We start from the raw sequence: 14,170 nt of genomic DNA, 5'->3' as shown, positions 1-14,170 counted from the left end.
CTTCCGGAGCGTCTGCCACGGGGGCGGAACGGGTCCCGTTCCGGGCCCGTGGACGGGTCCCGTTTCGGATGGGTCCCGTTTCGGATGGGTCCCGGAAGCCAGCCCCGCAACGACACGGAACGCCAGGAACGGGACAGATGAGAACGGAAGCGAAGGCCGTCACGACACCGGCGACCACGACCGGGCCGGCGTCCCCTCCCTTGACGGAGCGCCAGGAGGCGCGCCGCCGCCGGATCCTGCACGCGAGCGCGCAGCTGGCCAGCCGGGGCGGCTTCGACGCCGTGCAGATGCGGGAGGTCGCGGAGTCGTCGCAGGTCGCGCTGGGCACGCTGTACCGGTACTTCCCGTCCAAGGTGCACCTGCTCGTCGCGACCATGCAGGACCAGCTCCAGCACATGCACACCACCCTGCGCAAGCGGCCCCCGGCGGGCGAGGAGCCGGCGGAACGGGTCGCGGAGACCCTGATGCGCGCGTTCCGGGCGCTCCAGCGGGAGCCGCACCTGGCGGACGCCATGGTCCGCGCCCTGACGTTCGCGGACCGCAGCGTGAGCCCGGAGGTGGACACGGTCTCCCGGCTGACCACGGCCATCATCCTCGACGCGATGGGCCTGGACGCCCCGCCGACACCCGAACAGCTCTCGGCGGTCCGCGTCATCGAACACACCTGGCACTCGGCCCTGATCACCTGGCTCTCGGGGCGGGCGTCCATCGCGCAGGTGAAGATAGACATCGAGACGGTGTGCCGCCTGATCGACCTGACGGCCCCGGAAACGTCCTGATCGGGTTGTCGGGCGGCGGCGGTTTGCCACCGCCCGCGGGTCAGGCCGGGGTGGGGCGGAGCAGGAGGGTGGCGAAGCCCCAGGTGTCGCGGTAGGTGCGGAGCCATTCCGTGCGGCGGGCCGTGGCCCAGGCGAGGACCTCGGGGCCGTCCGGGTGGGCGGGGTGGTCCAGGGCCCAGGAGGCCAGGGTGCCCCAGTTCGCCCACTCGTAGTCGTCCAGCTCCCGGCGGGTGCTGACGTGGCCCTGGACGGGGGTCCAGCCGGCGGCGGTGACGCGCTCGATGGTGGTGGGGAGGTCGGCGAAGTCGCCCAGCACCTCCACCGCCTCCGGGGAGGGTTCGCGTTCCCAGATGCCGTCGCCGACCAGGACGCGGCCGCCGGGGGCCAGGTGGTCGCGGGCGGCTTCGAGGGTGGGGAGCAGGCCGCCGAGGGCGTGGGTGGAGCCGATGCACAGGACCAGGTCGAAGCGGTGGGGGGCGGAGAACTCCTCGGCCTTGCGGCAGTGGAGGGCCAGCCGGTCGTCGAGGCCGAGGCCGACGGCCTTCCGGCGGGCCTCCGCCAGGTCGGACTCGGAGATGTCCACGCCTTCGGCCCGCAGGCGCGGGTGGGTCGTCAGGGCGCGCAGGAGCCATTCGCCGCCGCCGCAGCCGAGGTCGAGGACGCGTTCGTCGCCGTTCGGGAGGGCGTGGGCCAGGAGGCGGCTCACGGATTCGTCGTCCAGGGGGGATTTGATGGGGTGGTGGGTATGGGCGATCTTGGACATCTGTTCGCGGTTCACCGGCGCAGCCTCGCAAGGGGAAGGCGTGCGCGCACCCCGTTTTTCCCGGCGGTGTCGGTGGGTGTCGTTAGCCTCTGCGGATGATCGATGAAGCCGAGGTCTGGGACCGTTTCGCCGCCCTGCTGCCCGACGCCGACGCCGAAGAGGTGCGGACGTGCTGGGAGGTCGGTGAGCAGGAGGCGGGCGTCGAGTACCTGGTGGACGCCCTCCTGCGGCACCGGGTGCGGATCGGCGAGGACAGCCGGGCGGAGCTGTCCGTGGTGGCGGAGGCGTGGGGGATGCGGCAGGCCGTCGCCGGGCGGCTCCTCGCATGTCCCGGTGACGGGCTCCCGGCGGGACTGGAACTGGTCGAGCGGCCGGACACCCTTGCGCTCGACGGCCCCGGGCTCATCGACCCCGCGCTGGCCGACTGCGTCCTGATCCCGTGGATCCGGTCCACGGGATCAGGGCGGCTCCTGGTGCGGGCACACGTCGAGGAGCCCTGGGGGGACCTCTCCCTCGTGCCCGAGTACTACGGCGTCCTGGCCTCCGCGCAGGGGCCGTCGCTGGCCCTCTTCGAGTCCTTCACCGCGCGCGCGGCACTGGAGGAACTCGTCCGGCCGTCACACCCCTGAGGTCACCTCGGGCTTCAGCATGCCGCGCAGCGCGTCGCGGAACTCCTGGGTGTCCTCCTCGCCGTGCACGGCGACCGCGTGCTGGACGGCCGCGCCCATGACCTCGTCCTCCTCGCCGATGATCGTCAGGGTGCACCCGATCTCGCTGGGGTACTCCCTGCAGTCCATGACCTTGCGCATGACGCACCTCCCAGTGGCGATGCCTACCGGTCACACCTCCTACGATCCTCCGGTCACCGCCGGGAGGAAAGCCGGGGCTCCGGTCAGCTGCCGCCCGGCTGGAGGGTGCCGTTGACGGTGAGGCGGTAGGGGGCGGCGGACTTGATCGTCTCGGTGGGTTCGTAGTGGTCGACGATCGCGAAGACCGTCCTCGCCCGTGTGCCGAGGAGGCGGCGCAGGCGGCGTTCGTCGAGGGCCGCGTGGTGGTCGGCGTCCAGGGGGACGTCGGCGGTCCAGGCCCGCGCGTGGTCGTCGGTATAGGCGACGAGGCGCAGGCTGATGCCGGGGATCTTCCGGATCTGGTGGTCGCTGATCGTCTGCCAGCCGGTGAGGGAGGACCCGTCGGAGATCAGGGTCGGGCCGGATGCGATGTTGTCGATCCACAGGCCCGGGTCGGTGGTGAAGGAGTCCGCCCGGTAGCGGAAGGCCACGAGTACGGTCCGGCCCGCGAGGTCGGAGAGGTCGATGCTCTGGTGGGTCCAGCCGCCGGAGTCGCCGTTGAAGCCGGGCAGCAGGCCGAGGACGTCGCCCTCGGCGTCGGTGTTCAGGCTGGTGGCCATGCCCGCGCTCTTGCGCGAGGTGAAGGTCGCGCCGCCGTCGGTGGACACCTGGACCACGCCGAGGTCGTAGCCGGGCTCGATGTCCCAGCGGGCGTCGAAGGAGAGGGTGGGGTCGGCCGGGTCGACGGTGATCGGGCGGACGATGCTGCGGTCGAGGTTGACCTCGTCGTTCACGGGGCCGGAGTAGAGGGCGGGGTCGCCCGCGGCGTGGCCGTCCGGCTCGGCGGTCCACTCCACCGGGCGGGTCGGGTACACGGCGGGAGCGTCGAAGGTCAGGGACTTCAGCGCGCCGGCGGGGAGGTACGTACCGGCGCCGTCGCGCAGGCGGACGAAGTCGGCGCCGTTGGTGGGGGCTCCGGGCCGTGCGGAGGCGAAGGGGGTGTCGGGGTTGATCGTGGAGTGGAGCGGCTTCGCCCGGAAGCGGCGGGGGTCGGCGCCGGTGAGTTCGGCCCCGTCGTCGAGGATGCCGTCGAGGGCCGCGGTGGCGGACCAGTCGCGCAGGAGCGCGAAGGCGTCCTCGTGGGCGCCGCGGCGGGCGAGGACCCTGGTGAGGCGTTCGAAGCCGGAGCCGTCGCCCTCGTAGAGGAAGTCCCTGACGAAGCCGTGCCCGTACCGTTCGGCGAGGGTGTGGATCATGACCTCGGCGGCCCCGTAGTCGCACAGCACGCTCTGGCCGGGGTCGCCCCAGATGGTGAGGGAGTTCTCCGGGCCGCCGTTGCGGTCGTTGTACGCGTCGGTGTAGCCGGCGGGGAACATGGCCCGCTGGCGGCCCTGGAAGCAGCCGATCTTGAGGTTCTTCAGGGCGTCCTGCCTGCGGTCGTCGTAGCCGACCAGCCATCTGGCCCATTCGGCGACGCCCTCGACGGCCCAGGTGGCGCTCTGGGCGTCCTTCGCCCTGCTGTACCAGAGCACGTGGTTGTACTCGTGCGCGAGCAGGCCCTCGATGTAGTGCGGCATCGGGAAGCCCTCCCAGATGCGGCACGGGGTCCCGCCCAGGTCGGCCGGCTCGGCTCCGAGCATGGTCTTCCAGCCCGCGGCCTGGACGATGAGGAGGTTGCGGTCCACCGCCTCGACGTCGTCGCTGATGAACTGCCCGCCGGCGGCCATGTTGTCGACGAGGACGACGACGCGGTCGCCCCTGCCGCGCCAGGCGTCCGCCGGGATGCCCGGGTCGAGGAGTTCCGGCTTGGCGCGGCTGCCGTCGCGGGGCCTGGGGACGCCGAAGACCTCGGCCTCGCGGGGGCGGATCACCCGCTCGAACTGTTCGCCCAGGTAGCGCAGTTGCGGGTCGGTGATGACCAGGTCGTCGGCGTTGGAGGTGGCGCAGTCCTCGGTGTCCACGCGCAGGTCGCCGGTGGGGACCCAGATCTCGGTGTGCGGGGTGAGGGTGCGCAGCTTGAACTCGCGGAGCACGGTCTGGCCGGACCAGTCGATGGTCGGCCAGCTGCGGAGGGTGCCGATGGCCTCTCCCCCGCCGCCGTAGCGGCCCGCCTTCGCCTGCTGGGACAGCCGGGGGTGGTGGCGGTGCTTGTGGTGGTCCGCGTGGTGGCGGTCGTGGTTCGGCCGGGGCTGGGGCTGGGGGGCGGCCCGGGCCGGGGCGGGGGGAAGGGCCCAGGCCAGGAGGAGCGCGGTCAGGACCAGGGGCCACCACGCGGCGCGTGCGCGCGCGGTGGTGGGGGCGGGCTGGCGCATCGGTCTTCTTCCGGAGCGGTGGAAGTGGATGATGCGACAAGTTAGCGAGATGCGATATTTCGTCCGGGCATGTCGGGCGGGGCGTGTCGGGCCGTGCGTGTCGGGCCGGACCGGAGCCGGTCGGCTCCGGCCCGACCGGGCTCAGTCCTCCGGCGGGAACACCGGCTCCCCGGTGGCCGCCAGGGTGATCAGGATGGCCTCCACCGGGCAGCCCTCCGCCGCCGTGAGGGTGGGTTCGTTGGCGTCCGTCTCCGGGGAGCGGGGGTGGGACTGGCGGGCCGCGTCGAGGGTGAAGGCGTCCGGGGCGTGGTTCACGCACATGCCCGAGCCGATGCAGACGCCCCGGTCCACCTCCACCTGCCAGCGGTCGCCCATCAGGAGCCCGCCGGCAGGTGGATCATCTTGTGCTCCAGGTACTCGCCGAGCCCCTCCGGTCCGAACTCCCGTCCCACGCCGCTGTTCTTGTAGCCGCCGAACGGGCCGAGCATGTCCAGGCTGAAGGTGTTGACGTTGAAGGTGCCGGTGCGGATGCGGCGGGCGAAGTCGACGCCGTGGCCGGTGTCGGCGGTCCAGACGCTGCCGCTGAGGCCGAACTCGGAGTCGTTGGCGATGCGTACGGCCTCCGCCTCGTCCCCGTAGGGGATCAGGCAGACCACCGGGCCGAAGATCTCCTCGCGGGCGATCCGCATCGTGTTGTCGACGTCGCCGAACAGGGTGGGTTCGACGTACCAGCCGCGTTCCAGGCCCGCCGGGCGGCCGCCGCCGGCGAGGATCTTGGCGCCCTCCTCCTGGCCGATGCGGATGTAGTCGAGGGAGCGCTGCTGCTGGCGCCGGGCGACGAGCGGGCCGACCTGGGTCGCCGGGTCGAGGGGGTCGCCGACGACGAGGGCGCCGGCCGCCGCCGCGAGGGCCTCGGCCACCTCCCCGTAGCGGCTGCGCGGGGCGAGGATCCGGGTCTGGGCCACGCAGGCCTGGCCGTTGTTCATCCAGGCGGCGGGGACGATCCCGGCGACGGCGGACTCCAGGTCGGCGTCGGGCAGGATCACGGCGGCGGACTTGCCGCCGAGTTCGAGGGTGACCCGGGTCAGGTTGCGGGCGGCGACCTCCATCACCCGCCTGCCGGCCGCGACGGAGCCGGTGAAGGCGACCTTGTCGATGCCGGGGTGTCCGACCAGGTACTCGCTGACCTCGCGGTCGGCGGGCAGGACCGACAGCACGCCCTCGGGCAGCCCGGCCTCCCGGGCGATGTCGGCCAGGATGAAGGAGTCCAGCGGGGCTTCCGGCGAGGGCTTGAGGATGACCGAGGAGCCGGTGAGCAGCGCCGGGGCGAGCTTCGCGGCGGCCACGAACTGCGGGACGTTCCAGGGGATGACGGCGGCGACGACCCCGACCGGTTCGCGGCGCACGAGGATGGGGCCGAGGGCGCCCTGGCGGCGTTCCTCGTACGGGTAGTCGCGGGCGACGGTGATGGCGGCGTCGTAGACCATCATCGTGCCGAGGGCCTGGGCGAGGACGCTCCAGGAGTACGGGGAGCCGTTCTGGGCGCTGATGGAGCGGGCTATCTCCTCGTGCCGGACGGTGATGGCGTCCTTGATGCGGGAGACGACGGCGATGCGCTCGTCCAGGGTGAGCCGGGGCCAGGGGCCCTCGTCGAAGGCCTTGCGGGCGGCAAAGACGGCCCGGTCGACGTCGGCCTCGGTGGCGTGCGGGACGCTGCCGATGACCTGCTCGGTGTGGGGGGAGACGACCCGGATGGTGCCGGTGCCCAGCGGATCGGTCCATTCCCCGCCGATGAACAGTTGTCCGTGTTCCACGAGCTCGGTCATGTCCGATGCCTCCAGGGGCTGCGCACGATCTCACCGATGTCGCAGAACTGATACCAGTTCTAGTTCCAGGAGTCCACGGTGCGGACGGGGGCGCCGGAAGATCCGACGGCTGGTCAGAACGGCCGCCACATGGTCGACTTGGGCTACCAATGGAACGTGTTCTCATCGGAGCGGGACCGAGTCAGCCAGGGAGCCCCCATGTCAGAGGTCATGTCACCGGTCACCGACCACGGCGGGGGCGTCTGGGGCATCAAGGTCCCCATCCCCGACAACCCCCTCGGGCACACCCTCGTCCACGTCCTCGACACCGGCTCGGGCCCGGTCCTCGTCGACACCGGCTGGGACGACCCCGGCTCCTGGGACGCCCTCGCCGCCGGGCTCGACGCGCTCGGTCTCGCCGTCGGCGACGTGCACGGCGTGGTCATCACCCACCACCACCCCGACCACCACGGCCTGTCCGGGAAGGTCCGGGAGGCCTCCGGGGCGTGGATCGCCATGCACGCCGCCGACACCGAGGTGGTGCTGCGGACCCGCTCGGCCGAGCCGGGCGTCTGGTTCGACTACATGAGCGGGAAGCTGGCCGCCGCCGGAGCCCCCGAGGCCCACCTCGCCCCGCTGCGGGCGGCCCGGGAGAGCGGCCGGATGCGGACCCTGCCCGGGCTGCGGGCCGCCGTCCCCGACCGGGAGATCGTCCCCGGCGAGCTGCTGCCGCTGGCCGGGCGCCGGCTGCGGGCGATCTGGACCCCGGGACACACCCCCGGCCACGTCTGCCTGCACCTGGAGGAGGCCCACCCCGCGCGGCTGCCCGGCAACGGCCGCCTCTTCTCCGGCGACCACCTGCTGCCCGGGATCTCCCCGCACATCGGCCTGTACGAGGCTCCTGAGGACACCCGGGCCACCGACCCCCTGGGCGACTACCTCGACTCCCTCGAACGCGTCGGGCGCCTGGAGCCCGCCGAGGTGCTCCCGGCGCACCAGCACGCCTTCACCGACGCCCCCGCCCGCGTACGGGAGCTCCTGGCGCACCACGAGGAGCGGCTGACCGGGCTGCGGCGGCTGCTGCTGGCCGAGCCCCTGACCCCGTGGGCGCTGGCGGAGCGGATGGAGTGGAACCGGCCCTGGGAGCAGATCCCGTACGGCTCCCGGAACATCGCCGTCTCGGAAGCGGAAGCCCATCTGCGGCGGCTGGTGAAACAGGGCCGGGCGGAGGCGGTGCCCGGGAGCGACCCGGTGGCGTACCGGGCGGTGTGAGCGGCGCGGCCCGCCGCCCTGCCACGGCCCGCCGCCCGGCCACAGCCCGCAGCCCGGCCGCGGCCCCGCCGGGGCCGCGGAGGCCCGGTGCCCCGGGGCCCGCGGGGTACGGGCCGGTAGAGTGAGGCCGTCGTCCACACCTCCGTACGGGGGGAAGCCGGTGCGAATCCGGCGCTGACCCGCAACCGTGACCCGGCCCGCAGCACGCGGGGCGGGAAGCCGGAATGCCCCGTACCGGAAGTGCGCGGCTCGTGCCGCCGGGGCCTCCGGCGGCCGGCACCGTCGAGGTAAACGGAGCCGGAGCCCGGTGCCCGCGCGTGCCCGTCTCCCGCTCCCCGCACGAGAGGCACCCGCCCCGCCATGAACGTCCGCCGCAGCGCCGCCGCGCTCGCCGCCTCCGCCGTGCTCTGCGTGGGCGCCGCCCCCGCAGCCCTCGCCGACACGCCGCCGCCCGCCCCCTCCGCGCCGCCGGTCGTCCCGTCGGGCCTCTTCGGCAAGGCCGACCCCTCGTACGACGGGGTGTGGCGCCAGTCCCTCGCACTGCTCGCCCAGCAGACGGTCGGCGAGAAGCCCGCCCCGCAGGCCGTCGACTGGCTGACCGGCCAGCAGTGCGCGAACGGCGGCTTCGCCTCGTTCCGCGCCGACGCGACGAAGGCCTGTGACGCGACGACCGTGTACGACACGAACGCCACCGCCGTCGCCGTACAGGCCCTGAAGGCGCTCGGCGGCAAGGACGCGCAGGTCAAGAAGGCCACCGACTGGCTGAAGTCCGTCCAGAACGAGGACGGCGGCTGGGCCTTCGCCCCCGGCTCCCCCAGCGAGGGCAGCTCCACCTCGATCGTGATCAGCGCGCTCGCGGTGGCGGGCGAGAAGCCGGCCGAGGTGAAGTCGAAGGCCGGGAAGTCCGCCTACGACGGCCTGCTCGCCTTCCAGCTGGGCTGCTCCGCCGAGCCCGCCGGGGACCGGGGCGCCTTCGGGTACCAGCCGGCCGACGGCAAGCTCCCCGCCAACGCCGACGCCACCGCCGCGGCGGCCCTGGCGGGCCTGGGCAAGGGCATCCTCGTCGAGCCCGCCGCCACGGACACCCCCGCCGCCACGCTGGCCTGCCCGGCCGGCGCCGCCGACCCGGCGGGCGCCGCCCAGGCCGCCGCCGGCTACCTGGCGGAGGCCCTGAAGAAGGACGGCCACCTGACCGCCGTCACCCCGGGCGCCGACCAGCCGACCCCCGACACCGGCAACACCGCCGACGCCGTGATCGCCCTGGCCGCGGCCGGCCACCGGCAGGCCGCCTCCGGCGCGCTGGAGTGGCTGAAGAACAACTCGGCGTCCTGGTCCAACCGCAACCCGGCCGCCCTGGCCACCCTGGTCCTGACCGCCCACGCCACGGGCGCCGACCCGAAGGCCTTCGGCGGCGTCGACCTGGTGGCGGCGCTGAACGCGACGGGCCCGGCCCCGCAGCAGCCGGACGCCGAGGCGCAGAAGGTGGAGAACAAGAAGGACGGGAGCGGCTCGGGCGGCCAGAGCCTGTGGTGGATCATCGGCGCGGGCGCCGCGGCCGGCATGGGCATCGGCATCCTGCTGAGCGGCCGCCGCAAGAAGAACGAGCTGTGAGCCGCCGCCGTTCGCGGGCCGCGGTCGGCCTGCTGGCCGCCCTGGGCCTGCTGCTGACCCTGTTCGCGGCCTCCCCCGCCCTGGCGGCGGGCTACCGCTACTGGTCGTTCTGGCAGGGCTCGGGCGGGACCTGGGGGTACGCGACCGAGGGCCCCTCGACGGCCCGGCCCGCGGACGGCGCCACGCTCGGCTTCCGCTTCTCGGTGAGCAAGGACGCGGCCGCCGAGGCCGCCCGGCCCCGCGCCGCCGCCGACTTCGAGGCCGTCTGCGGCGGGACCCCGGCCGCGGAGGGCAGGAAGCGGGTGGCCCTCGTCGTCGACTTCGGGGTGGCCGAGGACGCGCCCGCCGGCGACGCCCCGCCGCAGGACGCCCCGCGCACGGCCTGCGCCCAGGTGGCCCCGGACGCCACGGCGGCGGAGGCCCTGGCGTCGGTGGCGAAGCCGCTGCGCTACAACGGCGCGGCGCTGCTGTGCGCGATCTCCGGCTATCCGAAGTCGGGCTGCGGCGAGCCGATCGCCGACGCGGAGGCGAAGGCGTCCGCTCCGGTGCCCTCCGCCTCCTCCGCCCCCGCGCACTCCCCGGGCGGGGGCTCCGGCCCCTCGGCCGGGCTGGTCGTGGGCGCGGCGGCGGTCGCCGCCCTGGGCGCGGCGGCCGTCTGGCAGTCCCGCCGCCGCCGGCGATGACGGACGCCGCGGAGCCGGGAGCACCCGGCGGGACCCCGCGCGGGACCCGCGGCCCCCGTGGCCCGCACGGCCCGCACGGCCCGCAGGCCGCGGTCGTACCGCCGCCGCGGGCCGGTTCCGGCGGGGTCGTCGGGGCCGACGGGGCCGGCCGGGGGCCGCGCGGGGCCGCGTACACGAAGGAACGGCCCTGGCGGGCTCCCGAGGCCCGCCGGAGCAACGCCCTGCACGCGGGTGCCTGGTGGCTGTGGGCCCTCGGGCTGGCCACCGCCGCCTCCCGGACGACCAACCCGCTGCTGCTCGGGCTGGTCGTCGGCGTCGCCGGGTACGTGGTCGCGGCCCGCCGCACCGAGGCGCCCTGGGCGCGCTCGTACGGGGCCTTCGTCAAGCTCGGGCTGTTCGTCGTCGGACTGCGGCTGCTGTTCTCCGTGCTGCTGGGCTCCCCGGTCCCCGGCGCGCACACCCTGTTCACGCTGCCGGAGCTGCCGCTGCCGGCGTGGGCGCAGGGCATCCGCCTCGGCGGCCGGGTCACCGCCGAGCAGCTGGTCTTCGCGTTCTACGACGGGGCGAAGCTGGCGACCCTGCTGATCTGCGTCGGCGCGGCGAACGCCCTCGCCAGTCCGTCACGGCTGCTGAAGTCGCTGCCCGCCGCCCTGTACGAGGCGGGCGTGGCCGTGGTCGTCGCCATGACCTTCGCGCCGAACATGGTCGCGGACGTGGCCCGGCTGCGGACCGCACGCCGGCTGCGCGGCCGTCCCACGGGCGGGGTGCGGGCCGTCCTCCAGATCGGGCTGCCGGTGCTGGAGGGCGCGCTGGAGCGCTCGGTGGCCGTCGCCGCCTCGATGGACGCCCGCGGGTACGGGCGTACGGCGCAGGTCCCGCGGGCCGTGCGGCACACCACCAGCGCCCTCACGCTGGGCGGGCTGCTCGGCATGTGCGCGGGCACCTACGGGCTCCTCGCGGCCGAGGGCGCCGCGTTCGGGCTGCCCCTGCTCGGCATCGGCCTGGCCCTGGCCCTCGCGGGGCTGCGGCTGGGCGGGCGGCGCAGCATCCGCACCCGTTACCGGCCCGACCGGTGGGGGGTGCGCGCCTGGCTGGTCGCCGGGTCGGGGGCGGCGGTGGCGGCCCTCCTCGTCCACGCCGGGTCGGTGGACCCCGAGGGGCTGCGGCCGGGCGTGGTCCCGCTGGTGGCGCCGGGCCTGCCGCTGTGGCCGGCGGCGGCGGTCCTGATCGGCCTGCTCCCGGCGTTCGTGGCCCCCGTACCCTCCCCCTCTTCCAAGGAGCCGTCCCGTTGATCCGCTTCGACCAGGTCTCGGTGACGTACGACGGCGCCGCGCACCCGTCCCTCCGCGACGCGGACTTCACCCTCCCGGAGGGGGAGCTGACCCTGCTCGTGGGCCCGTCGGGCGTCGGCAAGTCGACCCTGCTCGGGGCCGTGTCCGGGCTGGTCCCGCACTTCACGGGCGGCACGCTGCGGGGCCGGGTGACGGTCGCCGGGCGCGACACGCGGACGCACCGGCCGCGCGAGCTCGCGGACGTGGTGGGCACGGTCGGACAGGATCCGTCGGCCCACTTCGTGACGGACGTGGTCGAGGACGAGCTGGCCTACGGCATGGAGTCGCTGGGCCTGGCGCCCGCGGTGATGCGCCGCCGGGTGGAGGAGACCCTCGACCTGCTCGGCCTGAACGAGCTGCGCGACCGCCCGATCGCGACCCTCTCCGGCGGCCAGCAGCAGCGGGTGGCGATCGGCTCGGTCCTGACGACGCACCCGAAGGTGCTGGTCCTGGACGAGCCCACCTCCGCGCTGGACCCGGCGGCGGCGGAGGAGGTCCTGGCCGTGCTCCAGCGCCTGGTCCACGACCTGGGCACGACGGTCCTGATGGCCGAGCACCGCCTGGAGCGGGTCGTCCAGTACGCCGACCGCGTCCTGCTCCTCCCGGCCCCCGGCGAGCCCCCCGTCCTGGGCACCCCGTCCGACATCATGGCCGTCTCCCCGGTCCACCCCCCGGTGGTCTCCCTGGGCCGCCTGGCGGGCTGGACCCCCCTCCCCCTCTCGATCCGCGACGCCCGCCGCGCGGCCGCCCCCCTCCGCGCCCGCCTGTCCGGCCGGGCCCCGGCAGCCACAGATACAGCCCCACCGGCGCTTGAGGCTCTTCCGGCCCCGCCGGTGCTCGGGGCTCATCCAGCCCCGCCGGCGTCTGAGGCGCGGGGGTCCGGGGGCGGAGCCCCCGAAACGGGGTCCGGGGCAGCGCCCCGCACCCTTCCAGCCCCGCCGGCGCTTGAGGCGCGGGGATCCGGGGCAGCGCCCCGGGGAACGGCGGAAGGGCGGGGCGGGGAGCGGCTCCGCGCAGCGGCACCCACCGCACCGACCCCCCGCCCCGGCCTGCTGGCCCGCCTCACCCGGCGCCGGCCGGCCGGCACGACGCCCACCACCCCCACGCCCACCAGCAGCCCCGCCGCCACCGCGGCCACCGCCGCCCCCGCGGCCACCGCCACCCACCTCGGCATCCGCCGCGCCCGCGCCGAGGTCCTCCACGACATCGACCTCACCGTCGCCCCCGGCGAGACCATCGCCCTCATGGGCCGCAACGGCGCCGGCAAGTCCACCCTCCTCGCCGCCCTCACCGGCACCCTCGCGCCCACCACCGGCCAGGTGGCGGTCGGCGGCCTCGCCCCCCACCGCACCCCGCCCGCGGAGATGGTCCGCCGGGTCGGCCTGGTCCCGCAGGAGCCCCGAGACCTCCTCTACGCCGACACCGTCGCCGCCGAGTGCGCCGCGGCCGACGCCGACGCCGGGGCCGCACCCGGGACCTGCCGCGCCCTGGTCAGCGCCCTGCTGCCCGACGTACCGGACGGCACCCACCCCCGGGACCTGTCCGAGGGCCAGCGCCTCACGCTCGCCCTCGCCCTGGTCCTGACCGGCCGCCCCGCCCTGCTCCTCCTCGACGAGCCCACCCGCGGCCTGGACTACGCCGCCAAGGCCCGCCTCGTCGAGACCCTGCGCGCCCTGGCCGCCGACGGCCACGCCATCGTCCTCGCCACCCACGACGTGGAGCTCGCCGCAGAGCTGGCCCACCGCGTCGTCATCCTGGCGGGCGGCGAGATCGTCGCGGACGGGCCGACGGCCGAGGTCGTGGTGTCCTCCCCCGCCTTCGCCCCGCAAGTGGCCAAGATCCTGGCCCCGGACCACTGGCTCACGGTCCCCCAGGTGGCCGCGGCCCTGAACTCCACGGAGACCGCGAAGGAGACCGCGGAGGAGCCCACGCCATGAGCACCCGCCCCCGCACCCACCCCCACGCCCGCACCCACCCCGTCCGCATCGGCCCCCGCGCCGCCGCGGCCCTGGTCCTCGTCACCCTGATCGGCATCGCCGCCTTCGGCTGGCCCCTGCTCGCGGACGCCCGGTCGGGCCTGGCCCACTCCCAGGACGCCCCCTGGCTCTTCGCCGCGCTGCTCCCCCTCCTCGTGGCCGTCGTCGTCGCGACGATCGCCGACAACGGGATGGACGCCAAGGCGGTGGCGATGCTCGGCGTGCTCGCCGCCGTCGGGGCCGCGCTGCGCCCGCTGGGCGCGGGCACGGCCGGCCTGGAGCCCATGTTCTTCCTGATGGTGCTCAGCGGCCGCGTCCTCGGCCCCGGCTTCGGCTTCGTCCTCGGAGCCGTCACGATGTTCGCGTCCGCCCTGCTCACGGGTGGGGTGGGGCCGTGGATGCCGTTCCAGATGCTGGCCCTGGGCTGGTTCTCGCTGGGCGCCGGGCTGCTGCCCGGGGCGACGGGGATCCGGGGGCGGGCGGAGCTGGCGATGCTCGCGGCGTACGGGTTCCTGGGCTCGTTCGCGTACGGGACGGTCATGAACCTCCAGGGCTGGGTCCTGCTCCAGGGCATGGGCCAGGGGGTCTCCTTCCATCCGGGCGACCCGGTGCCGGAGAACCTCGCCCGCTTCCTCGCCTACTGCCTGGCGACCTCGCTGGGCTGGGACCTGGGGCGGGCCGCGCTGACGGTCGTCCTGACCCTCACGCTCGGCAGCACCCTGCTGCGGGCGCTGCGCCGGGCGACCCGGAAAGCCGCGTTCGACGCACCCGTTTCCTTCGCCCGGGCGGGCGGGAGTGGCCCGGGTCACGCACCCGAGAGGCTCGGGGCGGACACGGAAGGTGAGATGGG

At 75.1% G+C, this 14,170-nt stretch carries 13 protein-coding genes and 1 riboswitch; of the genes, 8 read left to right on the top strand and 5 right to left on the bottom strand.

What is annotated here, in order from left to right; all coding sequences use genetic code 11:
* Window positions 1-137 precede the first annotated feature (137 nt).
* Complete coding sequence (locus tag ACIRBY_RS09240; RefSeq protein ID WP_403898309.1) at window positions 138-779, top strand: TetR family transcriptional regulator; 642 nt, start codon at window positions 138-140, stop codon at window positions 777-779.
* 40 nt (window positions 780-819) lie between these two features.
* Here the strand turns inward: ACIRBY_RS09240 and ACIRBY_RS09235 are convergent, their stop codons facing one another.
* Window positions 820-1,557, bottom strand: a complete 738-nt coding sequence (locus ACIRBY_RS09235; protein WP_403898306.1) for an SAM-dependent methyltransferase — start codon at window positions 1,555-1,557, stop codon at window positions 820-822.
* Between the two features lie 80 nt (window positions 1,558-1,637).
* Here ACIRBY_RS09235 and ACIRBY_RS09230 point away from each other — a divergent pair, with 80 nt between their 5' ends.
* Complete coding sequence (locus ACIRBY_RS09230) at window positions 1,638-2,171, top strand: hypothetical protein (protein ID WP_403898303.1); 534 nt, start codon at window positions 1,638-1,640, stop codon at window positions 2,169-2,171.
* On the opposite strand, the gene ACIRBY_RS09225 is transcribed toward ACIRBY_RS09230, so the two are convergent.
* The 4 genes from ACIRBY_RS09225 to ACIRBY_RS09210 form a co-directional block, all read right to left on the bottom strand.
* Entirely contained in the window at window positions 2,160-2,351 is a 192-nt protein-coding gene (locus ACIRBY_RS09225; RefSeq protein WP_403898301.1) for a DUF1059 domain-containing protein, read from the bottom strand. The genes ACIRBY_RS09230 and ACIRBY_RS09225 overlap by 12 nt on opposite strands.
* Before the next feature lie 83 nt (window positions 2,352-2,434).
* Window positions 2,435-4,642, bottom strand: coding sequence for a hypothetical protein (locus tag ACIRBY_RS09220; RefSeq protein ID WP_403898298.1), 2,208 nt, complete (start codon window positions 4,640-4,642; stop codon window positions 2,435-2,437).
* Between the two features lie 141 nt (window positions 4,643-4,783).
* Window positions 4,784-5,017 (bottom strand): ferredoxin, encoded by a 234-nt coding sequence (locus tag ACIRBY_RS09215; protein ID WP_403898296.1) that lies wholly within the window; start codon window positions 5,015-5,017, stop codon window positions 4,784-4,786.
* On the bottom strand, window positions 5,017-6,468 hold the full coding sequence (locus ACIRBY_RS09210; protein WP_403898293.1) for an aldehyde dehydrogenase: 1,452 nt from the start codon (window positions 6,466-6,468) through the stop codon (window positions 5,017-5,019). Before ACIRBY_RS09210 ends, ACIRBY_RS09215 begins: the two co-directional genes overlap by 1 nt.
* Before the next feature lie 210 nt (window positions 6,469-6,678).
* On the opposite strand from ACIRBY_RS09210, the gene ACIRBY_RS09205 reads away from it, so the two are divergent.
* The 6 genes from ACIRBY_RS09205 to ACIRBY_RS09180 all read left to right on the top strand — a co-directional run.
* On the top strand, window positions 6,679-7,719 hold the full coding sequence (locus ACIRBY_RS09205; protein WP_403899550.1) for an MBL fold metallo-hydrolase: 1,041 nt from the start codon (window positions 6,679-6,681) through the stop codon (window positions 7,717-7,719).
* Between the two features lie 150 nt (window positions 7,720-7,869).
* Window positions 7,870-7,949, top strand: a riboswitch (cobalamin riboswitch).
* A gap of 130 nt (window positions 7,950-8,079) precedes the next feature.
* Window positions 8,080-9,330, top strand: a complete 1,251-nt coding sequence (locus ACIRBY_RS09200; RefSeq protein ID WP_403898290.1) for a prenyltransferase/squalene oxidase repeat-containing protein — start codon at window positions 8,080-8,082, stop codon at window positions 9,328-9,330.
* The gene (locus tag ACIRBY_RS09195) at window positions 9,327-10,013 is read left to right on the top strand and encodes an SCO2322 family protein (RefSeq protein ID WP_403898288.1); all 687 of its coding nucleotides are present in this window, start codon (window positions 9,327-9,329) and stop codon (window positions 10,011-10,013) included. The genes ACIRBY_RS09200 and ACIRBY_RS09195 overlap by 4 nt, the downstream gene beginning before the upstream one ends.
* Window positions 9,986-11,305, top strand: coding sequence for an energy-coupling factor transporter transmembrane protein EcfT (locus tag ACIRBY_RS09190; protein WP_403899547.1), 1,320 nt, complete (start codon window positions 9,986-9,988; stop codon window positions 11,303-11,305). Before ACIRBY_RS09195 ends, ACIRBY_RS09190 begins: the two co-directional genes overlap by 28 nt.
* On the top strand, window positions 11,302-13,281 hold the full coding sequence (locus ACIRBY_RS09185) for an ABC transporter ATP-binding protein (RefSeq protein ID WP_403898285.1): 1,980 nt from the start codon (window positions 11,302-11,304) through the stop codon (window positions 13,279-13,281). The genes ACIRBY_RS09190 and ACIRBY_RS09185 overlap by 4 nt, the downstream gene beginning before the upstream one ends.
* Window positions 13,278-14,170: ECF transporter S component (locus ACIRBY_RS09180; protein WP_403898282.1), on the top strand; the 893-nt coding region annotated here is incomplete at its 3' end. The genes ACIRBY_RS09185 and ACIRBY_RS09180, both read left to right, overlap by 4 nt.

It is taken from the genome of Streptomyces sp. NPDC096136 (genome assembly GCF_044763325.1).
Classification (GTDB): Bacteria; Actinomycetota; Actinomycetes; order Streptomycetales; family Streptomycetaceae; genus Streptomyces.
Note: the sequence above shows the minus strand (reverse complement) of the source record. Positions and strands in the feature narration are given on the sequence as shown.